General features: G+C 56.3%; 24 protein-coding genes and 1 pseudogene. 12 read left to right on the forward strand and 13 right to left on the reverse strand.

Annotated features, from left to right (window positions below; translation table 11 throughout):
• Positions 1–38 precede the first annotated feature (38 nt).
• Positions 39–1340 (reverse strand): OprD family porin, encoded by a 1302-nt coding sequence (locus AC193Q_RS06800; protein WP_483879327.1) that lies wholly within the window; start codon positions 1338–1340, stop codon positions 39–41.
• A 374-nt stretch (positions 1341–1714) separates the two neighbouring features.
• Between AC193Q_RS06800 and AC193Q_RS06805 the strand changes: the two genes are divergently transcribed.
• Genes AC193Q_RS06805 through AC193Q_RS06825 form a run of 5 tightly spaced genes read left to right on the forward strand, consistent with a single transcriptional unit; the run spans position 1715 to position 9880 of the window.
• On the forward strand, positions 1715–3769 hold the full coding sequence (locus AC193Q_RS06805) for a type VI secretion system Vgr family protein (RefSeq protein WP_121185622.1): 2055 nt from the start codon (positions 1715–1717) through the stop codon (positions 3767–3769).
• Positions 3760–4623 (forward strand): DUF4123 domain-containing protein, encoded by an 864-nt coding sequence (locus tag AC193Q_RS06810; protein ID WP_121185624.1) that lies wholly within the window; start codon positions 3760–3762, stop codon positions 4621–4623. Before AC193Q_RS06805 ends, AC193Q_RS06810 begins: the two co-directional genes overlap by 10 nt.
• Positions 4624–4656: 33 nt before the next feature.
• A complete protein-coding gene (locus AC193Q_RS06815) occupies positions 4657–7914 on the forward strand; it encodes a hypothetical protein (RefSeq protein WP_121185626.1) in 3258 nt (1085 codons plus the stop codon).
• Between the two features lie 20 nt (positions 7915–7934).
• A complete protein-coding gene (locus AC193Q_RS06820) occupies positions 7935–8909 on the forward strand; it encodes a tetratricopeptide repeat protein (protein WP_121185628.1) in 975 nt (324 codons plus the stop codon).
• Positions 8910–8914: 5 nt separating this feature from the next.
• On the forward strand, positions 8915–9880 hold the full coding sequence (locus AC193Q_RS06825; protein WP_443543538.1) for a tetratricopeptide repeat protein: 966 nt from the start codon (positions 8915–8917) through the stop codon (positions 9878–9880).
• A gap of 85 nt (positions 9881–9965) precedes the next feature.
• Here the strand turns inward: AC193Q_RS06825 and AC193Q_RS06830 are convergent, their stop codons facing one another.
• A complete protein-coding gene (locus tag AC193Q_RS06830) occupies positions 9966–10262 on the reverse strand; it encodes a hypothetical protein (protein WP_041064366.1) in 297 nt (98 codons plus the stop codon).
• Between the two features lie 484 nt (positions 10263–10746).
• Here AC193Q_RS06830 and AC193Q_RS06835 point away from each other — a divergent pair, with 484 nt between their 5' ends.
• Both AC193Q_RS06835 and AC193Q_RS06840 read left to right on the forward strand, forming a co-directional pair.
• The gene (locus tag AC193Q_RS06835; RefSeq protein WP_121185632.1) at positions 10747–11016 is read left to right on the forward strand and encodes a DUF2790 domain-containing protein; all 270 of its coding nucleotides are present in this window, start codon (positions 10747–10749) and stop codon (positions 11014–11016) included.
• 90 nt (positions 11017–11106) lie between these two features.
• Positions 11107–11505, forward strand: coding sequence for a hypothetical protein (locus tag AC193Q_RS06840; protein WP_095669088.1), 399 nt, complete (start codon positions 11107–11109; stop codon positions 11503–11505).
• On the opposite strand, the gene AC193Q_RS06845 is transcribed toward AC193Q_RS06840, so the two are convergent.
• Entirely contained in the window at positions 11502–11771 is a 270-nt protein-coding gene (locus AC193Q_RS06845; RefSeq protein WP_047294641.1) for a DUF1652 domain-containing protein, read from the reverse strand. The genes AC193Q_RS06840 and AC193Q_RS06845 overlap by 4 nt on opposite strands.
• A gap of 370 nt (positions 11772–12141) precedes the next feature.
• Here AC193Q_RS06845 and eco point away from each other — a divergent pair, with 370 nt between their 5' ends.
• Both eco and AC193Q_RS06855 read left to right on the forward strand, forming a co-directional pair.
• Positions 12142–12627 (forward strand): serine protease inhibitor ecotin, encoded by a 486-nt coding sequence (gene eco / locus AC193Q_RS06850; protein ID WP_047294643.1) that lies wholly within the window; start codon positions 12142–12144, stop codon positions 12625–12627.
• 21 nt (positions 12628–12648) lie between these two features.
• Positions 12649–12954, forward strand: coding sequence for an NIPSNAP family protein (locus AC193Q_RS06855; RefSeq protein ID WP_003225174.1), 306 nt, complete (start codon positions 12649–12651; stop codon positions 12952–12954).
• A 24-nt stretch (positions 12955–12978) separates the two neighbouring features.
• Here the strand turns inward: AC193Q_RS06855 and ilvA are convergent.
• A pseudogene (gene ilvA, locus AC193Q_RS06860) lies at positions 12979–13980 on the reverse strand (threonine ammonia-lyase, biosynthetic); the annotation flags it as partial.
• Positions 13981–14330: 350 nt separating this feature from the next.
• Here ilvA and AC193Q_RS06865 point away from each other — a divergent pair.
• The gene (locus tag AC193Q_RS06865) at positions 14331–14666 is read left to right on the forward strand and encodes a DUF2834 domain-containing protein (RefSeq protein WP_121185636.1); all 336 of its coding nucleotides are present in this window, start codon (positions 14331–14333) and stop codon (positions 14664–14666) included.
• Between the two features lie 144 nt (positions 14667–14810).
• Here AC193Q_RS06865 and AC193Q_RS06870 read toward each other — a convergent pair whose 3' ends face one another.
• Positions 14811–15734, reverse strand: coding sequence for a magnesium transporter CorA family protein (locus AC193Q_RS06870; RefSeq protein WP_041064381.1), 924 nt, complete (start codon positions 15732–15734; stop codon positions 14811–14813).
• A 7-nt stretch (positions 15735–15741) separates the two neighbouring features.
• Positions 15742–17316, reverse strand: a complete 1575-nt coding sequence (locus tag AC193Q_RS06875) for a RimK family protein (protein WP_121185638.1) — start codon at positions 17314–17316, stop codon at positions 15742–15744.
• Between the two features lie 92 nt (positions 17317–17408).
• On the opposite strand from AC193Q_RS06875, the gene AC193Q_RS06880 reads away from it, so the two are divergent.
• Positions 17409–18527, forward strand: coding sequence for a bifunctional GNAT family N-acetyltransferase/peptidase C39 family protein (locus AC193Q_RS06880; protein ID WP_121185640.1), 1119 nt, complete (start codon positions 17409–17411; stop codon positions 18525–18527).
• 131 nt (positions 18528–18658) lie between these two features.
• On the opposite strand, the gene AC193Q_RS06885 is transcribed toward AC193Q_RS06880, so the two are convergent.
• Entirely contained in the window at positions 18659–19804 is a 1146-nt protein-coding gene (locus AC193Q_RS06885) for a PQQ-dependent sugar dehydrogenase (RefSeq protein WP_121185642.1), read from the reverse strand.
• A 52-nt stretch (positions 19805–19856) separates the two neighbouring features.
• Complete coding sequence (locus tag AC193Q_RS06890; RefSeq protein ID WP_121185644.1) at positions 19857–20198, reverse strand: hypothetical protein; 342 nt, start codon at positions 20196–20198, stop codon at positions 19857–19859.
• A 192-nt stretch (positions 20199–20390) separates the two neighbouring features.
• Here AC193Q_RS06890 and ku point away from each other — a divergent pair, with 192 nt between their 5' ends.
• Positions 20391–21263, forward strand: a complete 873-nt coding sequence (gene ku / locus AC193Q_RS06895) for a non-homologous end joining protein Ku (protein ID WP_047294709.1) — start codon at positions 20391–20393, stop codon at positions 21261–21263.
• A 131-nt stretch (positions 21264–21394) separates the two neighbouring features.
• Here ku and lpxO read toward each other — a convergent pair whose 3' ends face one another.
• The 5 genes from lpxO to AC193Q_RS06920 all read right to left on the reverse strand — a co-directional run bounded on the left by lpxO (position 21395) and on the right by AC193Q_RS06920 (position 25813).
• Positions 21395–22294 (reverse strand): lipid A hydroxylase LpxO, encoded by a 900-nt coding sequence (lpxO, locus tag AC193Q_RS06900; RefSeq protein WP_121187770.1) that lies wholly within the window; start codon positions 22292–22294, stop codon positions 21395–21397.
• 474 nt (positions 22295–22768) lie between these two features.
• Positions 22769–23293 (reverse strand): hypothetical protein, encoded by a 525-nt coding sequence (locus AC193Q_RS06905; protein ID WP_483879328.1) that lies wholly within the window; start codon positions 23291–23293, stop codon positions 22769–22771.
• Positions 23294–23468: 175 nt separating this feature from the next.
• On the reverse strand, positions 23469–23936 hold the full coding sequence (locus AC193Q_RS06910) for an anti-virulence regulator CigR family protein (protein ID WP_121185646.1): 468 nt from the start codon (positions 23934–23936) through the stop codon (positions 23469–23471).
• A gap of 849 nt (positions 23937–24785) precedes the next feature.
• Complete coding sequence (locus tag AC193Q_RS06915; protein WP_483879329.1) at positions 24786–25352, reverse strand: hypothetical protein; 567 nt, start codon at positions 25350–25352, stop codon at positions 24786–24788.
• A 242-nt stretch (positions 25353–25594) separates the two neighbouring features.
• On the reverse strand, positions 25595–25813 hold the full coding sequence (locus AC193Q_RS06920; protein ID WP_121185650.1) for a hypothetical protein: 219 nt from the start codon (positions 25811–25813) through the stop codon (positions 25595–25597).
• Positions 25814–25833: the final 20 nt, after the last annotated feature.

The raw sequence follows: 25833 nt of genomic DNA on the forward strand, positions 1-25833 counted from the left end.
AGATCGCAGCCTTCGGCAGCTCCTACAGGGGGTGGGGTTTACAGGACGGAGAAGTTGTAACTCACAATCAACCGGGTCTCATCCACATCCCGCGCAAATTTCTCATAGTTGGTGCGGTAAGTCGCATTGCGCAGACGCAGGCTGACATCCTTGAACGTGCCTGTCTGGATCACGTACTTCAACTCGCTGTCGCGTTCCCACTCTTTGCCCTCCTGATCACTGCCCGGCACCTTGATGTGATCACCGTTGACATAGCGGGTCAGGAAGCTCAAACCGTTGATGCCGATGGCCTTGAAGTCATAGTCATAACGCAGCTGCCAGGAACGCTCCTGCGCGGCGGCGAAGTCGTTGACCTGCACGTAGTTGACCAGATACGGATTGCTGCCATCGAGGTACGGCATCGAGTTGTCGCCGTTCATGCGCTGCCAGCCGGCGCTGAAGGTGTGGCCGCTGATGCCGTACGAGAGCATGCCGCTCAAGGCGCGGTTGTCGATGGAACCGGCCTTGGCATCACCGCTGTCGGCGCTTTTCAGCAAACGCAGATCGGCCTTCAGCACGCCGTCACCCAGCGGCTGGTTAGCCAACAGACCCACAAAGTGCTGGCGATAGATATCTTCCAGTTCCGCGTAGTGATACTGCGCGGTCAGGCGATCGTTGATCTTGTAATCGATGCCGTACATGTCGAAATGGTCGGCGGTGGTGTTGCAGGCGTAGCGCTTGTTCTTGCAGTGCACGCGGATGTCTTGCGAATCAGTGGAATCGCGCGCCGTGTATTTGTCCAGACGCGCGGCCATGAAGGTCAGATCCTTCACTTCCCTGGAGGTCAGCATGGCGCCGTTGAACATGGTCGGCAGCAGGCGGCCGTCGTTGTACTTGAGCAGCGGCAGATCAGGCAGCAGTGCGCCGTACTTCAACACCGTGTCCGAGACCTTGACCTTGGCGGTCAGGCCCATTTTTGCGTACTGGCCCTTCGAGCCGCGCGGGTTCTCGCCGCTGGACGGCAGCAAGCCGCTGTTGCTGCGATCAGGGCTGGAATCGAGCTGAAAACCGAGCATGCCCAACGCATCGATACCGAAGCCGACCGTGCCCTCGGTGTAACCCGATTGCAGATTGAGAATAAAGCCTTGCGCCGACTCTTCCCGCTTGGAAGCGCCCTGGTCGCTGGAGGTGTGCCCATCACGGAAATCGCGGTTGAAGTACACCGTGCGCGATTCGATTTTCGCCGTGGTGTCTTCAAGAAAACCGCTGGCCTGAACCGGCGCGGCAAAACCGGCGCACAGCACAACGGCGCCGAAGCCAAACGACTGGCGCGGGGTGATGAGAGGGAATGGGGGACGCATGAAAAACTCCAACAGTACAGCGTTTGCGCCAGGGCGCAGTCAGCCAGAAAAATAGCTCCCGTCCCGGGTCAGAAACCGCCGGGAAGAAGTGGACACGCAGGGGTGAGCGACAATGATGGCAGATGGCTTTGACGGCCTGAAGGCGACTTTAGTCTGAAACTGACTGGCGATTCTCAAGCACTGGACCGCTCTGAACCACGCATTGCCGGCTCCTTCAGAACGGCGCAACCCGCGTTTTCATTGGTTCGAAACGCCGATCTAAGGGTTTTCCCTATGCATCGCAGCTCCGGCGCCTACGGCATTTGCGCCTTGAACGAGGCGGTCTAATCCTCCATCATCCGTCACCTGCTTATTCAATGGACGGAATTCAAGGCATGCTGGACGCCAACGCTACCCACATTACCCTTACCCTCGAAGGCGCCTCCGCCGACCTGCAAGTGCTCAGCTTCACCGGTCGCGAAGCCCTCAACGAGCCTTTCCGTTTCGACCTCGAACTGGTCAGCGCCCGCCCCGACCTGAAACTCGAAGAGCTGCTGCACAAGCCCGGCGTCCTGACCTTCGGCGCCACCGGCGAAGGCAAGATCCACGGCCTGGTGTATCGCATCGAACAAGGCGATTCCGGCAAGACCCTGACCCGCTACAGCATCAGCCTGGTGCCGCAACTGGCCTATCTGCGGCACAACCATGACCAGCAGATTTTCCAGAACCTCACGGTGCCGAAAATCATCGCCCAGGTCCTCGAAGATCGCGGCATCCTGGCCGACGCCTACAGCTTCCAGCTCAACGCCGAGTACCCGCCGCGCGATTACTGCGTGCAGTACGACGAGTCCGACCTGCATTTCATCCAGCGCCTGTGCGAAGAGGAAGGCATTCACTTCCACTTCCAGCACAGCAGCAGCGGCCACAAACTGGTGTTCGGCGACGATCAGACGGTGTTCCGCAAACTCAAGGCCGTGAGCTACCAGCAAGACTCCGGCATGAGCGCCGACAAACCGGTGATCAAGCGCTTCAACCTGCGCCTGGAAACCCGCACCACCCGCGTCAGCCGCCGCGACTACGACTTCGAAAAACCGAAGATCCTGCCCGAAGGCGCGGTCAAATCCGAGTTTGCCCCGGATCTTGAGGACTACGATTACCCCGGCCGCTTCACCACCCGCGAGCGCGGCAAATTCCTCTCGACCCGCGCCCTGGAACGTCATCGCAGCGACTACAAACTCGCCGAAGGCAAAGGTGACGAACCGACCCTGACCAGCGGCCACTTCCTGACCTTGGCCGAACACCCGCGCGGCGAATGGAACGACTTGTGGCTGCTGCTGGAAGTCTTCCACGAAGGCAAACAACCGCAAGTGCTCGGTGAAAACGTCACCAGCGACGTCACCGACAACAAAAGCGATTTCCACCAGGGCTACCGCAACAGCTTCCTCGCCACCCCGTGGGACGCGCACTACCGCCCTGCCCTCGAACACCCGAAACCCAAAGTCCTCGGCAGCCAGACCGCGGTCGTCACCGGCCCGGCCGGCGAAGAAATCCACTGCGACCCGTACGGCCGCATCAAAGTCCAGTTCCACTGGGACCGCGACGGCCAGTCCGACGACAAAACCACCTGCTGGCTGCGCGTCGCCAGCGGCTGGGCCGGCGCCGCCTACGGCGGCATCGCCATCCCGCGCATCGGCATGGAAGTGCTCGTCACCTTCCTCGAAGGCGACCCCGACCAACCACTCGTCACCGGCTGCCTGTACCACAAGGAAAACGTCGTCCCCTACGACCTGCCGGCAAACAAGACCCGCAGCACCTTCAAAACCCTCAGCTCCCCGGGCGGCAAGGGCTACAACGAGTTTCGGATTGAAGACAAAAAGGGTGTGGAGCAGATCTACATCCATGCCCAGCGCGATTGGGACGAGAACATCGAGCACGACCAGAAGATCCGCGTGGGGAATGAGCGGCATGACACGGTTGAGGCCAACACCTACAGCGAATTCAAAGTCGAAGAGCACCGCATCACCCATTTGAATCGCATCAGTGAAATGCGCGCGGACGATCACTTGACCGTCGCAGTCACCCAGCACCTCAAGGTAGGCACAGCGCAATTCGTCGAAGCCGGCAGCGAAATCCATTACTACGCCGGCCAGAAAGTCGTCGTCGAAGGCGCAATGGAACTGACCGCCAAAGCCGGCGGCAGCTTTGTCAAGGTCGACGCCGGTGGCGTGACCATCAGCGGCGCCGAGGTGAAGGTCAATACCGGCGGTGCACCGGGTGTAGGTACGCCGGCCGCGCCGCTGCTGCCAGGGCCGATGAAGGTGGCGGATGCGGATAAGGCGGGCAAAGTGCTCATCCCGCTGCCCAAACGCCTCAACGAGTCCGGTATCACGCCGTTGTGCGGCAAACAAAGCAACGGCGCTTGCAGCCGTAAGGATTGCACATGCATGTAAAAGCACTGAGTGCCCTCCTCGAAGCGCCACGCTACGCCTTCGAGGGTTTGCCGAAAGAGAGCTCCGACCTGAGCCTATGTTTCATCATTGATCGCATCCGTCAGCCAGAAGCCATGAGCTGCCTCTACCGGGTCGGCGAACCCGTCGACACTCAAGGCCTGTTCCTCAACACCGACTTCGCCGAAATCGCCGCTGACGGCCCTCTCTGGCTAGTCGCACCGTGGGGCAGCCGCCTCGCTGCAGAAGCGGCAAGTCTCTGTGAAGAGAACTTCGCCGGCATCGCCCTCACCACAGCAGATCCAGCCAAGGCACTGGCACACGCCCGCTGGCTCCTGCGTGCCAACGATGGCTCCGGCGGACAAAGCCTGTTGAGTTATCACAAGCCAAGTCTGTGGGCCGCGTTGGCCTACACCGCCGGTGAAAGTTCGCATCAGCTCTTCGGCCCTTGGCAACACGTATACAGCCCGGCACCGGTTCACTTCGGGCGCAATCGCGGTCGCTGGCTGAGTTGGCGAGTCCTTTCGGAACTTGAATGGCTGGGCGACGTCTCAGCGTTCAACCTGCCACCGGCAGCGCCAAAGGTTCAGGAGCATCTTGGATGGGTTTACTGGGCAGACGAGCAATACGCTGCCTACGGTGAACCTACCGACGAACAACTGCCCAACCTCGTGGAAAACCTTAATGTGCTGGTTGCCCACAACATTTACGAAGGTCGTCATTTACTGAAACTGGGCCAAATCACCAACGGCCCGCTGCTCGAAACGCAGCCACAGGCAATGGCCATCCTGCAATCCAGGGAAGAGTCGTTCATCAAAGTGCAGCAGTTGCAGCAACTCGCTAACAGCGCAGCTTGATGAGCCCGTCCGTAAAGAATGAATGGAAGCGAAATGGAACAGAACACAAGCGCAGCAACTAACACCGAGTCAGCACCTACAACAGCAGTAGTCGCTGATGAAGCTTGTGCTAAACCACCTCGAGACATCGGTGAACAGCCCGAAGCGCCGGAAGATACACCAGGCGATCACGACAAAGTGAAAACGCCCTGCTCCACCGTTTATGGCAGCGCAATTTACGACACTGAGAATGAATCATTCTGGCTGCTGCCGGAACGGACTAACTCGGCACTAAAAGAAGCTTCCAGCGATCTGGAACAAAAAGTCAGCTCAACCAAATCACCCGAAGAGCGCAAAAAAGGGCTCTACGAATCGGGTCTCCTGGAGTACTTCCTTGAGCCCAAGCTGGCAAACTTTCTTGAGGGCGAAGAGAAGTCCCGGATGTTGGAGATCGAAGCTCAACATCCCAACATAAGCAATTTGGACGCGGCGCTGCTTGAAGCTCAACAGAGCAGGAAAGCCGCAGCACCAGAAGCAGCACCACCTGCAACGCCCCTCACACGCCTCGAACAGGATCAGATTAAAAGAACCGAAATGATGACCGCCCGTGACGATGCTACTCGCGTGCACGGCATGTACAGTGATTGGCAAAAGCTCAAGCGCACCGCCATTGCCGCAGCCAAAGAAAAAGGCTACGCGTACGAAAGCGGCAGCCTTTATGCGCCGAAAGCCATCGCCGCACGTGAAGCCGTTCAAAAATATCTGAAAGCACGAGAGGCGTTGTTAGAAGACAAGGATCTCACCACGTTAACGTCGGCAGAACTCGCCCCGATGCTCGCTCAGGACAAAAAGCGAATAGATGAGATCGCGATGTGCGGCACCAATAATCAATTGATGCTGTGTACATATGTGCGGGACCAGGAAATCAAACGCAAGGAAAGGAAAGCGACCTATAGCGCTTATCTGGACGCCATCACCGATGTTGCCCAATACGGAATCGCATTGCCCGAGTTTGCATTGATCCCCGAGGGCGGAGCAGTCGAGGGTGGCGTTGACTTGTTCAAGCAGTATCTGGCGCTAGAGAAAGAGCAAAAAGAGGTCAATGATCGCCTCAGTGCCAAGTACAAAGGCTGGATTGAAGCCAGTGGACGACAAGCCAAGGCGCCCACCAACCTAGTGACCAATGAACGTGCCGCCTGGGACCGGCTGCAGGCGTCAAAAGAAAAGCTACGGTTCCAGGCTGAGAACAACGTGGAAACGGCGACTGTTCGCCGTCATCTGTTGTGGGAGCCAGAACAATTTCAGGCGAGACCTGAAGAGCGTTTGATCAAGAATGGCTTCCCGCTGGCCGAGATGAGCATGGCGGACAGCCTCAACAAGCCGCTCACCTATCTCAGCATGTATTCACTGCCACGACTCAAACAGACCGTAAAGGATGACTGGAAGAAAGTAGGCGCCAAGGTCAAAGATCTGGCGAAGCGTCCGGGCAATAGCGATGGAAAAGCAGCGACCGACACTGAGCTGAGCTTGTTCGGACAGTGGCTGAAAGACGAAGGTGCGTTGAGGATCAAGGATCAGGAAAGCGACTGGTTCTCCTCAGAAGGCTGGTTCGAGATCGAAAAATTCAACGCCTACCTTGAAAGCAAGAAGTACAAGGTCACGGCGCTGGAGAACGCTGGTACACGTAAAGAATGGGGAAACCGATTGCAGCAAGTGTTGTTCAAGGACAACGTACGCAAGACCTTCCGCATTTTCGACATCACTCCGCAGGCACAGCTGGTTCGTTGCCTGATGCCTTCCACCACGAAGACCATCCACTCGTCGACAAAAGTGGAGGGGCCAGATTGGACACTGGCCGAAGGGTTCCAGGCCTCGGCCAAGGCGACTTTTGCCGTTGACCTTGCAAGGGGTGAAGTCGAACTCTTTAAAGTCGACTTGCCAGACCGTGCCAACGCTAAAGATATTGTCATCACCTACCGAAACGCCGAAGACATACAGCAGAAGATGAACCTCGGACGGTTCTCGCTCTATCTAGGCGCGAAGGCTTGGGGCTACGCCGGAGCATCGTTGCTGCTTTCTTCTGAAATTGCATTGGATGTCAGCAACGCTGGCTTCCATTTAGCGCCTCCCGAACCGGTTGTGCGCAACCCCGATAAGCGCAGCTACGCAAGAACTGAGAAAAGTGGCCAAATTAAAAAAGCTCCAGAAACTCTACAGATACAGGATGGCGCAAAAGCCGCATTCAATCTGTTCGCTGGTCTGCAAACCGGGATCATGGTCACCGGAGCGCTGAATTGGGCTCCACCCTCCGAAGTAGCCTTGCTAACCAAAGCCCCCGTTGCTGGTAAGGCCGCAGGAATGAAAGCCAGCGAATGGTTTAGCCTTGCGCGCTTGACCGTGGAACTCAATGCAGCAGCCGGTCTCGGTGCGAGGGCTGAAGCGAGTATTTCCCTGCACGAGGGCCGTCTGATTCTGGTACTCAAGGCCGCATTGATAGCCGGCCCGGGCGTTGGAGGCTCCTTCAAATTCGAGGTGGGCTACGACGCCGTCACTGAACTGCTTAACATGTTCCGTAGAGAACTTTATAAAAACAAACAGAATCCGTACTTTGTTATTGAAGATGAAACCTACGCGTACCTTTCGAAATTAAATACTCTGGCCATTGGTGGTTTTGATATCCGCATGATTTATCTCATGGGTGCTGATGCCGTGATGACGCTTTATGAAAGCTTGACTGCCACCGGAAAAGGTGGACCGATCGCAGACACCATTATGTTTTATGAACAGCAAGCAGAAATCGAAGAGTGGTGTGTTAACGCGATCCCAGGTGCGCTTGGGCCTCTTCTCATGACGTTAATCAGTCCGCCAGACGAATTCACTGTCAATGCATCGTCCGCATCAAATACATCCGATAAGATAGAACGAAAATACAGCACTGACGAAGCTCATCTAATTCAACAAAGAGCAGTTGAAAAAATACTGGGCTGGATCGTGAACAACGCTCAAAAACAAAACTCTCTTGACAAGGCACAGAGCCAATTCGAAGAGATCTGCATGAGCATGAACAAGTTCGGCATAAAACCGGCTAACGCAGAACTAAAATATTGTGAAAGCCGCTTGGATCTTGATAACTTTATGAATGAAGCAGTATTGCGTCTCGTAGAGATTGATGGTGACCGGATGCGTAATCGCTATTCATCCCACGTCAAATTATTGGGAGAAAAGCGAGACAGCTTCTGCCAGCGGAGTCAATATTATGGGCGCACCTACGTCCCGTCTTGCAAAGCTACCTATATTGGACCTTCAAAATAATCATCCGACCCGGAATTCTCATGTTAATCAAAACGGCCTTTACGCTACTGATGCTTTTAACGCTCAACTGCCATGCCAACACTAAACTAACGACAGAACAAATTTCGGCAAAAAGAACTGGGATTATTTTATACAACCAATACAAAGCCACTTCTGCAATCCCATTTTTAACAACAGCAGCAGAAGCCGGCGACCACGAAGCTCAATATTATTTAGCAGAAGCTCTTCGTAAGAAAAATCATTATATGAACGAGGACGCCAAGAAATGGTATGAAGCGTCAGCAGGCCAGGATGATCTCTATGCCATGATCCAATTGGGCCGCATTGAGCATGACATGTGCGAAATCTCTAACGACTGCTCTCCTTCGCAGAAGCCGGCAATAGAGTGGTTAAATCAGGCAAAAAAAATAGCGAAAGAAAAAGCAGATACTGGCGACGCGGAAGCGATGTACATAATGTATGAGATTACGCTAGAGGATGCTTGGTTGGAAAAATCCGCATCTGCGGGAAATGCACTTGCACAGTACTGGATGGCAGTCTCCATCAAGCAAGGTGACGGCTTTTTTCTGCCCTGGAAGCGAAGCGAAGCAGTTGAAAAGTGGTTTAAGCTTTCGGCTGAAGGTGGCTACCCTAAGGCGATGATGAATTATGCTGCTCTTTTGTATGAACGAGGCGATGTAGAAGGATATCGTAGCTGGGTTGAAAAGACAGCACTTACAGGGTACGCAACTACTGTTTTCGGATATGGTGCAGATTTAGCACATGAGCCTGATACATTCGGATATCCCCTCGACCTAATCAAAGGCTATGCACTTATATACTGGCTGTCCGAGCTAGACGGGGGTGGTGGCATGAAGGAAAACGTTGAATACACGCTACCTCGAATCGCCGCAAAAATGACCGCTGAACAAATTGAAGCAGCCAAAAAGTTTTCTAAAGAGTGGGCTGCGTCGCATCCTCCCCTTTCTTTCTTTCCTGACAAACTTAGCCGCTGAGCATGATGAAACTTTCTATCGCAGGATTTTTGCTAGTCACTTTTGCCCCTGCTACATTGGCACTCACTGACTCCGAACTTGCAATTAAGTCCAGCGGTATAATTCTTTACAATCAGCTTAAAACTATCTCTGCAACTCCTCTACTGAGAATAGCAGCAGAGGCTGGAGACCATGAGGCACAATATTATCTTGCTGAGTCATTACGGCAAAAAAATAGCTACATGAATCCTGAAGCTAAAAAGTGGTATGAAATGGCAGCTGACCAAGGGGATCTTTACGCAATGATCCAGCTTGGGCGAGTAAAAAATGATCTATGTAAATTATCAGAAGACTGCCCTGCCACAGACAAAATACCGTCGGACTGGTTGAATCAAGCATCTAGCATCGCTCAGCCTAAGGCTGAAGATGGAAATGCTGAAGCCATGTACATAATGTATGAATTAACGCTCGATACAACTTGGCTAGAAAAAGCAGCCGCAAAAAATCACCAAATCTCACAGTATTTATTAGCTAAAAGCTACAATCAGGGAGACGGTTTTTTCCTTCCATGGAAACGCTCGGAAGCGGTTGAAAAATTATTCAAAGCTTCAGCTGAGAGTGGGTACCCGCCCTCCATGATGGAATACGGAGCCCTTCTTTATGAAAAAGGTGACATTGAAGGCTTCCGTCATTGGAATGAGCAAGCAGCTTTAGCAAGCTACGCCACAACAGTTTATGGTTACGGTTCTGATCTTGCTCATGAGCCAGACACGTATGGATTCCCATTCGATGTCGTTAAAGGTTATGCCCTCGTTTACACCTTGAAGGAGCTAGACGGCGGTGGAGGCTTACAAGAAAGAGTGGAGAGTAAGCTACCGAAAATTGAAGCAAAGATGACAGCTGAGCAAATTGCAGAAGGTAAAAAATTTGCAAAAGAATGGAAGGCGACTCACGCACCACTTTCGTTCTACCCGGACAAACTAAGTCGTTGAAAACCTAGCTTAACGTTCAAACGGGAGGAGTAGATGGCGTGGGGGCCGCCCACTCGCAATCCTACTCCCGTTCTCATTCAAGGCATCAAACCGGCGCCTTCCAATCCAGCATCTGCTGCTGTGCCACCTGCAGCAAATCATTGCCGTCCTGCGCCAGCAGATACAGCGCATGGGTAATGTGTGGAATGTCCTGAACATCGCCATGGCGGAAGCACATGCAGTGCAGGGTTTCGAGCAGGTCGCTGCAGGCGCGGATGCGCTGGACGGCGGACTCGAGGATGTCTTGGGGGTTGGCTTGGGTGTCGATGACCATTGGCGCGCTGTCGGTACAGCCGCTGTTTAGAGGGTGATAACGATTGGGTAACGGATTTAATATCGGCATCAGAGTTATCTCTTGCTGGGTAAGGTAACCCGCCGACACCGTGACCAAACGATGGGAGGCGGACTGTATGCAAGTTTGGTCAACTGAATACCCAATCAGCTCGCCCGAAGGCGTCCTGCACACAGCCGCCACAGCGATGCACTACGAAGACATAGATGTCCGCGGTGCGAATGATGGCACACATGTGTGAGTATTTTCAGGTGACCAAACCCGAGCCGCTGATTTTGCAGCGACGCCAAACCATACCCGCCCCGCTCCCGCCGCCGAAAGCAGACAAGGCATCACCCCTTGTAGGAATCGGCACCGCATCCCCGAGAAACCCTCCCTCCGCCAGACAGCCGGCGTTCAGCCAGGTTAACCATCGCTTAACGCCGCAGTCCAAGACTGTACTGAACCGCACACCTCAGCCCCTGGCTGGCGCCGAGTGCGGCAGGTTCGGCCGTATGGCGCCGAACGCTTATTCCGTCGCACGGGAGTACGATTCATGAACATTCGCACGCTATTGCTCACCTCCGCCCTCGCCTGCACCGCATTCGCCGGACTGGCTCAGGCCAATGACACCTCAGCCACGTCAAAGGCCGTTCCCTATCAGTACGGCATGCCGTTGCATGTGAACAAAGTGATTTCCATGACCGAGCAGCCCACGCGCCAATGCAAGGTCGTGAGCGCTGATATGAAGTACATCGACAATGCCGGCAAGCCTGCGGAAATCACCTACCGGAAAATGTCTGACGCCTGCAACTTCCAGAACTGACAGAAGGCTCTGATTTGCGGCTTTGCGGTAGGCGATGAAGGCTTCGCGGGTTATGCTCGGGGTCCCTTCTTACTGCCGCAAGGACTCGCCATGCAGTTGTCGTTTCGCACATTGTCGATCATCACCGCTTCGTTGTGTTTTGTACTGGCGCTGGCCTGGGGCTTTTTCCCGCAGGTGTTGCTGGCGATCTGGAGCATTGAGTATTCGAGCGCTGTCGGGTTTGTCGCGCGGCGCAGTGCGGTGCTGTTTGCGGCGTTGGGGGTGATGTTTTATCTGGTGCGCAGCGCGCCGCCGTCGCTGGGTCGCAATGCCCTGAGCAACGGGTTTATCGTCGGTTGTTTTGGTCTGGCGGTGCTGGGGTTTGGCGAATGGCTGAACGGCCATGCCGGCCCCGGGATTCTGCTCGCGGTGCTGGTCGAGTTCGCGCTGGGCCTCGGCTTTGTGCAGGCCCGGCGCGTGACGGTCGAACTGGGTGAAACGGTGAGTTAAACGGCTCTTGATCGTGGGCTGTAATGCGACTGCGTGGTTTGTTGCGCCAGATCCGAACGCAGGCCGGCGATCAGGTCGTTGATCTCGCGGCAGCCATTCAGATGACTGGCGTCAATACCCGTGACGTGCAGATCAACCTGATCAGTCTGGTGGTCGCCGAAGACCTTGACGGTCATCGACAGGTCGGGCGACAGCGTGCATTGGCAGCGTTTCGGCAAAAAACTGCTTTCAATGATATTGCGTAGTTCCAAGGCAGACAGAAACATGGTGAACCTCTCCTTATTGATGAAACTGCCAATCAACTCTTCACGTTGACCGCTTTTGCTGCCCCTGCACGGGTGTGTCCCCGCTGATTCCCTGGTGCGGCAAACGGTTGTACGGCGAAATGCCCATTGGAGTGTAGGCGCCCGAAGCCGGTGCGCTGCACCAAAGCGACGCATAAATCGTGCCTTTCATCGGTTCATTTCGACCTTCATGAAATCAAGCACTTGGCGCGGTGGCCAGCAGTTGGCCAGTTGCAAAATGCAAGATCGATCCTCCTGGGCACTGCAATTTGCAAGTCGCCGCCGGTTTGCATTCATCGCTGATGACAGTGAGAATGCCCGACATCCACCCTACACCCGCCAGGAGGCTTTCATGGGTTCTTTACGCGCTCGCGCGACAATCGGTCTGCTCGTTGCCGGCCTGTCCACCCTCGCCCACGCGGCCAAGCTCGAAGACGTTGCACCCTATCCCAAGGCGGAAAACGGCTTCACCCGCCAAGTCATCTACCTGCCCAAACAGGATCAGGAAGAGAATTTCCAGGTTGAAGTGCTCGCCGGCAAAACCCTGGAAGTCGACTGCAATCGTCAACGTCTGGGTGGTGTACTGGACGAGAAAAACCTCGAAGGTTGGGGCTACCCGTTCTACCGGCTGGAAAAAGTCATCGGCCCGATGAGTACCATGATGGCCTGCCCACCCGGCACCGCGAAGAAACGCGCGTTTGTCCCGGTTGTCGGTGACGGCTTCATGCTGCGCTACAACAGCAAGCTGCCACTGGTGATCTACGCCCCGAAAGATGTCGAGGTGCGCTATCGCATCTGGTCGGCTTCGGACAAGGTCGGCACCGCCATTGCGGAATGACCTGAACAGGGAGCACCAACCTTGATTACTTGCCATGTGCGATACGTGATCGATCCGTACCAACTGACCGAATTCGAAGCCTATGCCAAGGCCTGGCTGGGCATCGTCGAGCGCTTGGGCGGCACTCATCACGGTTATTTCCTGCCCTCCGAGGGCGCGAGCAATATCGCTTATTGCCTGTTCAGCTTTCCTTCGCTGGCCGATTACGAAAGCTACCGGCACATCGCGCTGACCGACCCGGAAAGCACAGCGCTGGTGGAATCGCTGGTGCAGAAGAAATTCATCGTCAGCTACGAGCGCAGTTTCCTGCGCCCGTTGCTGCCCTGAGTGTAATCACGCCGGGACGCCGCACATCGCGGCGCGCTCGGCGACGTGGCGCAGGCTGTCGAAGTTGATGTTGGCGCCGGAGTCGACCGCGACGAAGGTCTGCTCGCGAACACCGCTGCGCGCCACGTATTGCTTGATGCCGGCCACCGCCAATGCTCCGGAAGGCTCGGTGATCGAGCGGGTATCGTCGTAGATATTCTTGATCGCTGCGCACAGCTCGTCATTGCTGACGGTGACCACCTCGTCCACGCAAAACCGGCACACCTCAAAACCATAAGCGCCGATCTGCGCCACCGCCACGCCATCGGCGAACGTTCCGACACTGGGCAGCACCACCCGCGCATCCGCTTGCAACGCCGCCTTAAGGCAGGCCGAGTGCTCCGATTCGACACCGATGATCCGTACCTCCGGCCGCAGGTATTTGACGTACGCCGCGATGCCGGCGATCAGGCCGCCACCGCCCACAGGGACGAAGATCGCATCCAGCGGCCCCTGATGCTGACGGAGGATTTCCATGGCCACCGTGCCCTGGCCGGCGATCACCTCCGGGTCGTCAAACGGCGAGACGAAGGTGCGCCCGGTCTGCTCGGCCAGTTGCAGCGCATGGGCCAGGGCAAACGGAAAACTCTCGCCATGCAGCAGCGCCTCGGCGCCACGACTTCGCACGCCGAGCACCTTGAGTTCAGGCGTGGTCGAGGGCATTACGATGGTCGCCGCGATTCCCAGTTCCCGCGCCGCCAGCGCTACGCCCTGCGCATGGTTGCCCGCCGAAGCGGTGATCACCCCGCGTGCTTTCTGCGCATCGCTCAAATGCACCAGCTTGTTGTAAGCGCCACGGATCTTGAAGGAGAACGTCGGTTGCAGGTCCTCGCGCTTGAGCAGGATCCGGTTGCCCAGCGCCTCGGACAGCGCCGGTGCCGCTTGCAACGGCGTACGCACGGCGATGTCGTAGACCGGCGCGGCGAGGATCTTTTTCACGTACTGTTCAAGCAGGGTTTGCTGGTCGGGGCTGTATTTCATCGTCATCTCCGGGCGCTCTGTGTAGGAGCTGCCGGAGGCTGCGATCTTTTGACTTTGTCTTTCTCAAATCAAAAGCAAGATCAAAAGATCGCAGCCTTCGGCAGCCCCTACAGGGAGCCATCGTTGTTAAAACCCAGGAGACAGAAAATGAAAACCCGCCTCTAGGGCGGGTTGGGTGCTGCAGTCGTGAGCTAGCCCGCCAAATGAGGAATGGCGGTAATAATGCTTGGCTGGCAGCGCAATACGGTGGAAGTCATGGGCCTGAAATTAGCCCGGCGGCGACCGGCGAGTCAATGGCTTATTTGCGGATGCCAAGGTAGGCTGGCGATTCTGCTCATCACCCAAGGAAGGAATGCATGATGTCTGTCGCCCTGCCCCTCACTGCGTTGATTGCGTTCACCGGCTACACCGTATCGGTGATGCTCCAGGCCGAACAGTCGTTGATCGACTTCGGCATCAGCCTGATGTCGCGTCCGGATACGGCGCAGGTGGTGATTGATCTGTATCTGCTGGCGACGCTGGCCGGGGTATGGATGGTCAAGGATGCCCGGGCGCGGGGGATGTCGGTCTGGTCGGTGGTGCCGTATCTGTTGCTGACGGCGGTGTTTGTGTCGATCGGGCCGCTGCTGTATCTGGTGGTGCGTCGCGTTCAGGAGCAGAGGAAGTCCGCTGAGACGGCTCAAGCGAGCTAAGCCGGATTTTTGCTGCTGAAATAGCTATCGCTGGCAAGCCAGCTCCCACGGAGATTGAAGTTGCCTGCAAGGTTCGCGCCCCCCCCCCAAAAAAACCTGTGGGAGCTGGCTCGCCAGCGATGGCGTCGGCCAAGTCACCACAGATCACTTGGCCAACCGCCGCAACCCGAACAACATCCCCCCAGCCCCCAACAACATCACCAGCAGAAACACCGGGTAGGAAATCCACCACGGCGTACCCGCCGTCATCATGCTGAATTCCGACATCCCGCCAATGCTCGCAATCAGGTTCAACGGCAGAAACACCACGTTGATCAACGTCAACTTGCGCAGCAAGTTGTTCATGCTGTTATTCATCAAGTTGCCGCGCGCATCGATCAGCCCCGAGAACACCGTGGAGTAGATCTCCGCCTGCTTGTAACACTGGTTATTCTCGATGATCAGGTCGTCGATCAGCCCGATCGCTTCACTGCCGAAATGCTGTTTTTCCGCGTGATTACGCAGCCGCGTCAGCACTGCGCCGTTGCTGTGCAAGGCATTGATGTAATAGATCAGGCTTTCGCTGAGGTTGAACATCTGCACCAGATGCTGGTTCTGCATCGAGGCGTTGAATTTCTGTTGAAGCTCGCGGGCCACCAGTTTGATCACCTTCAGATGGCCGAGGTAGTGATGGATGTTGTTGAACAGCAAATCAAGCAACACATCCAGCGGCGCATTGAGCGGCTGGCGCGTGCCGATGCCGTGCAGCGGCGTGTCGTCGGTGGCGATCACCAGCAATTGACCGGGCGCAAAAAGCAGGCCGCAGGACGACACCTCAAACGCCAGGCTGCCACCGCCGGAATAGTTTTCCGGGCGTTTCCAGATCAGGAACAAGTGGTCGGGGTGAAACTCGATTCGCGAAACTTCGTCCGGGTCCAGCGCCGAGGCCAACGCGTGTTCGTCGACCTTGTAGTGGCTGTGGAGCAAGTCACGCTCGGCCGCATCGGGATTGCTGAACAGCATCACCTCGGCGTCCAGCCGCTCGACCCGCTGCAACGCGCCATGAGTCAGTGCGAAGCTGCTGATCATCGGCGCGTCACCAGGCCTGGCCGCGACGTTTGAGTTCCAGCCGTCGCACGAACTCCTCCAGCACCAGTGAATACAGATCGTCCTGCAAGCAGGCGTCTTCGATACCGGCGTCGAGGTTCGGGTTGTCGTTGACCTCGATCACCACCACTTTGTCGCCGGCCTGTTTCAGGTCCACGCCGTAGAGGCCATCGCCGATCAGGTTGGCGGTCTTCACCGCCAGTTCCACCACCGCTCGCGGCGCCTCGTGAACGGCCAGGGTGCGACACTCGCCGTTGACGTCCTGGCCCTTGGCTTTGTGGTTGTAGATTTGCCAGTGGCCCTTGGACATGAAGTACTGGCAGGCGAAGATCGGTTTGCGGTTGAGCACGCCGATGCGCCAGTCGTACTCGGTGTAGAAAAACTCCTGAGCCAGCAGCAACACCGAGTGTTCGAACAGTTCGGCGGTGGCCTCCAGCAGCGCCTGCTGGCTTTCGACTTTGATCACTCCGCGAGAAAAACAGCCGTCGGGGATCTTCAACACCAGCGGAAAACCGAGGCGTTCACCGACCCGTTCGAAATCTTCCGGTCGTTCCTTGTAGAGAATTTCCGTGGCGGGCATGCCCAATTGATGACTGTTGAGCAGGTCGGTCAGGTAGACCTTGTTGGTACAGCGCAGGATCGACGTGGGGTCGTCCATCACCACCAGGCCTTCGCTTTCAGCCTTCTTGGCAAAGCGATAGGTGTGGTTGTCGACGCTGGTGGTCTCGCGAATCAACAAGCCGTCGTACTCAGCGATCCGCGCATAGTCCTTGCGCTCGATCAGCTCGACGTCGATGCCCATGCGCTTGCCGACCCGGACGAAATTCTCCAGTGCCTTGGCGTTGGATGGCGGCAAGGCCTCCTGCGGATCGTGGAGGATCGCCAGGTCGTAACGCGCCACTTGCGGCGAGCGTGGCGCCCGCCAGACTTTACGACTGAAACCGTCCAGCGCATTGGCGAACTGATCTTCCTGATCGTCGCGCAACTTGTGCAGGGCACCGGACTTAATGCCTTCGATGTGCCAACCGTTAGTTCGCCGAAACTCAACTAACAGAATCGGGCACGGAAACACTTCAAACAATTGTCGAGCCAGATCCTGCAGCGGCTCGATATGCGTTTTGCCGAAGTAAAGCGTCAGGGTGAAACCTTCGGTATCGCTGTACAGATGATGCGTGAGGGCTTTTTCCAGATTTTTATCGAGATCGTCCAGTGCCAGACCGTAAAGCGATTTTTTCGTCAGTTCGCTGATGGTGCGCACCGATGGAATCACCTTGTGGCCGCGGGCTTCTGCCAGCAGCGAGCAGTAGTAACCGTGCCCCAGATACTTGTAGCTGCGGCACAGATTGATCACCTGCACCCGCTTGCCCGGCTCGTTGTCACGGGTTTGCTCGAGGTATTCCTGAGCGGTGACGATGTCCTCGCTGGGGAAGTACGAGGCCCAATCTTCCTTGCGTTCGACGATGATCAACACTTGACTGGAAGTTCTGATGGCTGGATTTAAAAAAGTTGCCGCCGACAAACTTTGCTCGGATACTTCGCGCCAATGACCCTGTACCGCTGACATAGAGATTGATCCGTTGGAGAACAAGACCATTTCTATTAAGCACGAAGTTTTTCGAAAGTCCCGTTTCGTTACGCAACTTTTACGGTGGTCATATGAATGCTGTTTTCCGTTTGGCGGTAGTTGAAGATCTGCCAGCGCTGCTGGCCTTGGAAATGCAATGTTTCACCAGCGACCGGCTCACCAGCCGCAGCTTTCAATGGATGATCACCCGCGCCCATGCGCAACTGCTGGTCGCCGAACTTGACGGTCAATTGCTCGGCTACGCCCTGGTGCTGTTTCATCGCGGCACATCACTGGCGCGCCTGTATTCCATCGCCATTGCCGGCGAAGCGCGCGGTACTGGGCTGGGAAAACAATTGCTGCAACGTATCGAGGCCTGTGCCGTCGAGCATGACTGCGCGTACCTGCGTCTTGAGGTGCGAATCGACAACCCCGGCGCCATCGCGCTTTACGAGCGCAACGGCTATCGGCGCTTTGCGCTGATTCACGATTACTACGAAGACCATGCCGATGCGCTGCGCCTGGAAAAGCGCATTGTTCAGCACCGTGATTCGCGCAACATCAAGGTGCCCTATTACCCGCAAACCACCGATTTCACTTGTGGCCCGGCCTGTCTATTGATGGCCATGGGCGCATTGCAGTCGGCGCGCTCACTGGAGCGGCGCGAAGAATTGCAGATCTGGCGTGAGGCGACCACGGTGTTCATGACCTCCGGCCATGGTGGCTGCAGTCCTCAAGGCCTGGCACTGGCCGCTTGGCGTCGAGGTTTCCAAGTGCGTTTACAGCTCAGCATGGCCGGGCCATTGTTTCTCGATGGTGTGCGCGATGAGCATAAAAAAGACGTCATGCGCCTGGTGCATGAGGAGTTCAGCGCACAAATGCACGAGACCGATATCGAGCGCAAAATTGGCAACCATCTGGATTTACCGCGCCTGCTGCAGGCTGGCGGACAGCCTCTGGTGCTGATCAGCAGCTATCGCCTGACCCGTTCCAAGTCACCGCATTGGGTGGTGGTCACCGATTGCGATGAAGACTTTGTGTATCTGCACGATCCGGATGTCGACCACAGCCAGCATCGTCAACCGATGGACTGCCAGCATGTGCCGGTCAGCCATGGCGAGTTTGAGAAGATGAGTCGCTTTGGGCGTGGGAAATTACGGGCGGCGGTGGTTGTGTATGCCCGCGCTGTGCCAACTATTGTCAGGCCCTAGAGGTTTTTTTTGTGGCGAGGGAGCTTGCTACCGCATGAGTGCGTAGCGCTCACAAGGTCTTGGGGCTGCTGCGCAACCCAGCGGGAGCAAGCGCCCTCGCCACAGGACATCCGTGAAAAATTGAAGTGAGGTCACTTCAGGCCAATCTTGTACAGCGCACCGTCCTGCTCATCCGTCAGCACGTACAGATAGCCATCCGGCCCCTGCCGCACATCACGAATCCGCTGTTTAAGCTCGCCCAATAGCCGTTCCTCGTGCACCACTTTGTCCCCATCGAACTGCAAGCGGATCAGCTCCTGACTGACCAGCGCGCCGATGAACAAATTCTGCTGCCACGGCTTGAAACGATCAGCGTCATAGAACGCCATGCCGGAAACACCCGGCGACTTCTCCCAGACGTGGTGCGGGTCAACCGCACCTTCGACACTTTTGCCCTTGGCTTCGGGAATCGGTTGCAGAGAATAGTTGATACCGTGGGTCGCCAGCGGCCAGCCGTAGTTTTTGCCGCGCTCGATGATGTTCACCTCATCGCCGCCTCGGGGTCCGTGTTCGTTCTCCCAGAGTGTGCCGTTCCACGGATTGAGCGCCGCGCCCTGCGGGTTGCGGTGGCCGTAGGACCAGATTTCCGGACGTACGCCGGACTGGCCCACGAACGGATTGTCGTCCGGCACCTTGCCATCGGGGAAAATCCGCACGACCTTGCCCTGCAGTTTGTCGAGATCCTGCGCGGTCGGCCGATCATTGTTTTCGCCGAGGGTGATGAACAGATAGCCATCGCGGTCGAACACCAGACGTGAACCGAAATGGTTACCGGTCGAGAGCTTCGGCTCCTGACGGAAAACCACCTTGAAATCGCTGATCGTCTTCAAATCGTCCGACAGCCGGCCTCGCCCCACCACCGTCCCGGCCTTGTCTCCGGCGCCACCGCCCTCGGCGTAGGACAGGTAGACCAATCGGTCCTGCCGGAAGTCCGGCGACAGCACTACATCGAGCAAGCCACCCTGGCCCTTGGCCCAGACCTTGGGCACGCCGCTGATGGGCTCGGAACGCTTGCCATCAGCGGTAATCACCCGCAGGTTGCCCGGCCGCTCGGTTACCAGCATGCCCTGACGATCCGGCAGAAACGCCAGCGCCCACGGATGCTCCAGGCCTTGAGTAATCGTGGTGACTTCAAGGGCGCCCTGCTCGCTCTGCAGCGCTTTGGGGGGCGCGGCGAAGGCGGGCGCGCTGAGCAACGTGCCGGCGCACAGCGTGGCTAGAAAGGTTTTACGCAACATGCACGATTCCTTTTGTTCGTTTCGAAGGCTGACAGGCGCTCAGGCCTGATGTTCAACGGTTGCTGTCTCCATCACGCGGCGGTGGGTTGGGAATGAATCTGGGTGGTGTACTCGGTACCGAGCGTTGCTGCTGACCATTGCCGATGCCGCCATTGCCAACGGTGGGCGTGCTGGGCACCGGCACTGTATTCGGCCCGCGAATCACCGGCGTACTGGGCTGGGTGCCCTGCATGCTGTTGGGATTGGCGCGGCGAATCGGGCTGTTGTAGGGATTGTTGCTGTTGCCGGTGGGACTTTGTGCCAGCAACAACGGCGCGGACGGTGCCGTGACCTCGGCATGCGCAAGACCTGCCCCAAGGAGCAGAACGATGATGCCGGGCAATATTCGGTTCATGGGATGGCCTCTCGATGCACAGGTGATAGAGCCTTCGAGTCCACGCTACGCCCCGGGTTCGGATTTGTTAACCCATCGCCCTTAAACAAGATGTAACACGGCTTGACCGACAGCACTGCTGTCTCCGGCAAACGCTGGAAACTTTCGCCGCCGGCTGCAGGTCACCTGAACATCATTCGCGGAGGACTCACCATGGCTCGGGCAATCTGGAAAGGCGCAATCAGTTTCGGACTGGTGCATATCCCCGTTGCGCTGGTGTCGGCAACGTCTTCGCACGGCGTCGACTTTGACTGGCTCGACAGCCGCAGCATGGATCCGGTGGGTTATAAACGGGTAAACAAGGTCACTGGCAAGGAAGTCACCAAAGAGCACATCGTCAAAGGTGTGGCCTATGAGAAGGGCCGCTATGTGGTGCTCAGCGAGGAAGAAATCCGCTCGGCGCACCCGGTGTCCACGCAGACCATCGACATTTTCTCCTTCGTCGATGCCGAGCAGATTCCACTGCAGAACATCGACACGCCTTATTACCTGGCCCCGGACAAACGCGGCGGCAAGGTCTATGCCCTGCTGCGCGAAACATTGAGCAAAACCAACAAGGTCGCCCTCGCCCGCGTCGTCCTGCACACTCGCCAATATCTGGCGGCGCTGATGCCGCTGGAATCGGCGCTGGTGCTGGTGAAACTGCGCTGGCCGCAGGAGGTGCGCGGCCTCGACGAACTGGAACTGGGCAGCGAGGTGACCAAGCCGCAACTGGCCAAGGGCGAGTTGGACATGGCTAAACGTCTGGTACAGGACATGAGCGGCGACTGGAGCCCGGAGGACTACAAGGACGAGTTTGAGGACAAGATCATGGCCCTGGTCGAGAAAAAGGCCCACGAAGGCAAGATCGAAGATGTCGAAACCGTGGGTGGCGAAGAGGAGCGCAAGTCTGCGGATGTGATCGACTTGACCGAGCTGCTTAAACGCAGTCTGGGTGGGAAAGCGCCGGCCAAGTCCAAGGCTAAACCGGAGAAACCCACGAAGTCCACGCCGGCAAGGAAAACCAAAAAAGCCTCTGGGGAATGAATATTCAACGCCTGTCAGGTAACTGACAGGTTGCTTTTGAGACAGTCATCGCCAGCAGGCTGGCGCCCACGGTTTGCAATGCCCCTGTGGACACCAGTCTTCGGCAATGACAAACAGGTGCGACACACCAGTCAGATCAGAATGAAGATCGCCAGCAAACCGCCAAAGATCGCCCATTTTTCCAGGTAGTAACGCGCGCGATTGCGCTTTTTCAGCTCTTTGCCACGCAGTCGCACTTTGTAGATCTTGGTAAACAGACGGTTGATCCCGCCAGTGCGGTCGCCGGCATCGTTCGGCGCACCAGCAGCGGACATCACGGTGCGACTGAACCATCTGTTGAACGCGGCCGCCCAGCGATATTTCATCGGACGCTCGATGTCGCAGAACAGGATGATGCGGTTTTTGTCGGTGGTGTTTTCGGCGTAGTGGATGTAAGTCTCATCGAACATCACCGCTTCACCGTCGCGCCAGTGGTAGCTTTCACCGTCGACGTTGATGTAGCAACCCGCATCGTTCGGCGTATCCAGGCCCAAGTGGTAGCGATAGGAGCCCGCATACGGGTCACGGTGACGAACCAGTTTCGAACCCGGTGGCAGTTCGGCAAACATCGCGGCCTTGATCGAACCGATGCTCTGCACCAGTTCGGTAGTGCGCGGGCACAGTTTCATCGCCGACGGATGACTCTCGCCGTACCACTTGAGGTAGAAACGCTTCCAGCCACTTTTGAAGAATGAGTTGAAACCCACATCGTCGTACTGATTCGAGCGCTTGATCTCACCGGCACGCAGCAGGTCCTGCCCTTCCTGGCGAATTTCTTCCCAATGCGCCTGCAACGGGCTCAGGTCGGGAAACTCGGAAGGATCGAGATAGGGCTTGTTTGGTTTCTTTGAAAACAGGTACAGAAAGCAGTTGATCGGCGCCAGAAACGTCGAGTGGTCGCTCAACTGACGGCCCAGTTTGTGACGCACACGACCACGAAGGTGAACGTATGCAATGGAAATGACATAAATAGCGGCAATGATGAGTTTCACGGAAATCGTCACACGTCTAAAGTGAACAAACTGCGCGCCTGCCGGCCAAAGGCCCAGGGTCTGATGCAGTGGCATGAATACAAATACTGTCCCGGTGGCACTTCCTTGAGCCCGTGCCGTGAGCGGCTATTGGGTAATCGGATGGCATTTTAGCCATACTTTGTAACCAAGGGTGAACCTGATCTGTGAAAAACTGTCGGCTGAATCTGGCAAACGGCAGGCGCGACAGTACGCTCGTGCAGGCGCATGAGTGCTGACGCAGAGCAAAACAGAGGTTTTTCCGGGAAGCGCCGCAGCGGTTGCGCTGAGCTTTGACGTGTACGCTTCAGCCGCTGCGTACCAAGCACGATGCAATTCGCACCTGACTTGAAAATGGTCCGCGGGCCATGAGAAATGAGTTTGAAAGGGTGAAGCGAAACCCGCCAGGTTTGGAGCTCAACCGAGCATGAGACCTGACGGGTTACGAGTAAGGGCTTATTTATCGGTGGAAAGGCTCGCCTTGCTCAATCCCTTGGTATTGTGATCGCCTGGCGTCGTCGCGGAGATCGCCGTGGCTTTCGACAACCCCTTGGTGTCCTTCGAATGCGCTACACCTGAAGTGGCCACGCCGTGCCCACGGTTGGTATTGTGGTCGCGTCCAATATGTTGACCACTGACGCCATGATCCCGTACGGCCCTGCCGTCATGATCCGTTTCCTGGCCTTCAGCGCGGCCTTTGCTGGAGACGCTGCCTGAGTGCCCGGCACTGTCGCCGCTATGGCCAGCGCTGCCGGCACCGCCGCCGTGACTGCCTCCCCCGCCAGCGCCACCGGCGCCACCACCACCACCACCACCACCACCACCACCACCACCACCACCACCACCACCACCACCACCACCACCACCATCCTTGGCGTGGGCAGAGGCCATGATGGACAGTTGAGCAGGCAGTAATGGCGCAGCCGCAAACATCATTACGCAGGACATAACGGCAACCAGATTTTTCTTTTTAAAACGCATGACGGCATCCACTGGGGTTGGTTTTACTGTCATCTGAGATGCATTCATTTAGATCTGGTTCACCCACAAGCGATCAGCGGAAGCCAATCGCCTCATATATAAAGTGGGTGAGAATGTATTGCTTTTACTTTAGGCGAACGGATTCAAAAGTCAGTTTCATTGACCTGCCATCAAACTAATCGAAAGCGCCATTCAGCACTTCGTAGATGAGCCCGCTCGCAATCGCCACCAGGATCAAATCGGTGCCCGCCTGCTGCCACTCATATCCGTCGTAATGAGGCAGTCGCCCCGCCAGACGTCCATCCAGTTTTTTGGCGATGCCCGGCGGCAGCGGTTTGCCGCGCGCCAGATTCTTTTGAATACCGGGAGGCAACGCCGGACCCGGGCTCCAGTAGTCCCGGTAACCGTTGAGTACGCTCAGCACACCGCTTCGATCGACCACGGGTGCATGGTCCCAGTTGCCCGAACTGGATCCTTTGTTTTTGCCCCCTTGGTTGCCATGTCCCTGACTGTTCTGCGGGCCGCCCTTGCCGTTCCCTTTGCCGTTACCATTGCCATTTCCCGGATCGGCCAGTGCCGTTACAGAGCTCACCGCCAAGGCCAGACAAGTAACAGACGCAACCAGTAAGCGTTTTTTAAACATGACCGTCCTCTCATCAGAAATTCCTTGATGAAATGTAGACGATATCAGGCGTTTTAGTTCCTCCCATGATTGTTGGAAGCCCGCATCGACACTCATGAATTCGATAGACCGCTGCATGAACGCGCATTTGACGCTTCCCGATGCAGGCAGTCTGCCGGTTCGTCAGCGTCCGCCATACAACTGCCGCATGACTTATGCGACAATGCGCGCAATGTCTGGCATGAATCCCGCCTTTAATGCCCAACAGCCTGGACGCCGTGTCCGGTTGCTGCTCTCACCCCTCGCCTGCTGGCTACCGCCAACACTGACCGGGTAGGGAAGAAAACGCTCCAAAATGCCCCAGAAATGGCCCAAGCGCCAAATGTGCGGCTCGCAACCCATTGATAGGTAAAGCAATTGATCTCCACAGCTAACATCACGATGCGATCTTAGATGCATCGCGATGCGGCAAAAAGCGCAATTAAATCAATCAGTTAGCGCGCACGAGATCGCATTAGAATACGCCTTCTAGCAGTTGATGGTATCAAAATTGGTATCAGCTTTAGTCCTGCAAGCTTGCGATATGCCGGCTGCCGGATAGGACGCAGGTCTGTAGATATGGCCTTGAAGCTGTGACCGGTTGCAGCTCGACACTGAATCCACTCAAGCCCACCCCTTCAGCGAAACGCCCTACGGCGGTCAGGCTACCCAGGTGCGTCGCGACTCACGTCGTGAGCGCACCGGCACCCAGCGGACGCCGCTGCCGCCCACGCGAAATTGCTGCTCATTTCATAAACTCATTGAAATGTGACGACAAAACTTAACTACGCGGCGCTATCGCCTGCAGCGCGTTTCTTGGACCGGCGTGAACTAGACATCTTGGTTCAGCCCCGAAATGGGAACCTTATAAAACTCAAAGCGATCAGGGTTAGATTCGCACAACTGGAAGGCAAACTCATGGAGTCCGTGAATCAGCTTGCGAAGAAGAGATTCAAAATCCCTCCTTTGCTTTTCGTTGAGCAGTAGACCTTCGTCAAAGATGAACACAGGTGCTTTAATAGAATTTGGCCCACCAAATTCAAGTGTCTGGACCTTGTAGTGCATCTCTTCTGTGTCTGAATGAGCAACTATCTTATTCCTCAGGAGAAGAATTTCATTACTGTGCCTCCTTTCTTCCGTGGTGAGGTTGACACCGACCCTTTTGGCACTCAGCTGTATGCCCGACCTAGATGCGACGAAAGGCCGAGCAAACGAAATGATAGACTGCGTCTCGTAGCATTTGAACCGGCGAAGCTCCACTCTCGAATACTTTTGCGTTAAATCGCACTCCTCTTCGAGGAAGGTTATCGCGGAGAGAGCCTGTTGAAAGTCCCATATCGAGAACACTATCCGGTGGAACTGCTCTTCTGATGGTTCGGCCGGGATTTTCCGTGTCATCTTCGCTAACTCCTCTATTGTGCCGAACTATTTTTTGGCGACAGGCTGTCGCATTGAATACACTGTCGTTAAGTAAGCTCTTGTGAATTATTAAGTGCTCGCGAAAAACGCGGGGTGGATCGAAGAAAAACGCAATATAGCAACGAGATCTCTCGTCGAGCATTTCCAGTGACAAGCTACTGTTCCGCCACCAGGGCGTCCACTGACTGTTTTTGGCCAATTGCTGCCTAGCGGGGCGCCCCCTAAGACTGCCGTATTCGCAGGATCGCATCTGTTAATGCTTGTGTATTTCTATCCAGTGTTTCCAGGGCCACGACGGCGTTGTCGGCAACATCGTCTGCGCCATTCCCCGAGATCCACTGAGTGATCTCTTCGATCGCTGCACAGAGAGCATGCTGGTTATGCAGTAGCAACGTCAGCGCATCAGCAGTGGCAATGTTGGAGGCAGAGTTATCAGGCATGCGATCCATCCTGGAAATGA

The organism is Pseudomonas sp. F2 (assembly GCF_057174385.1).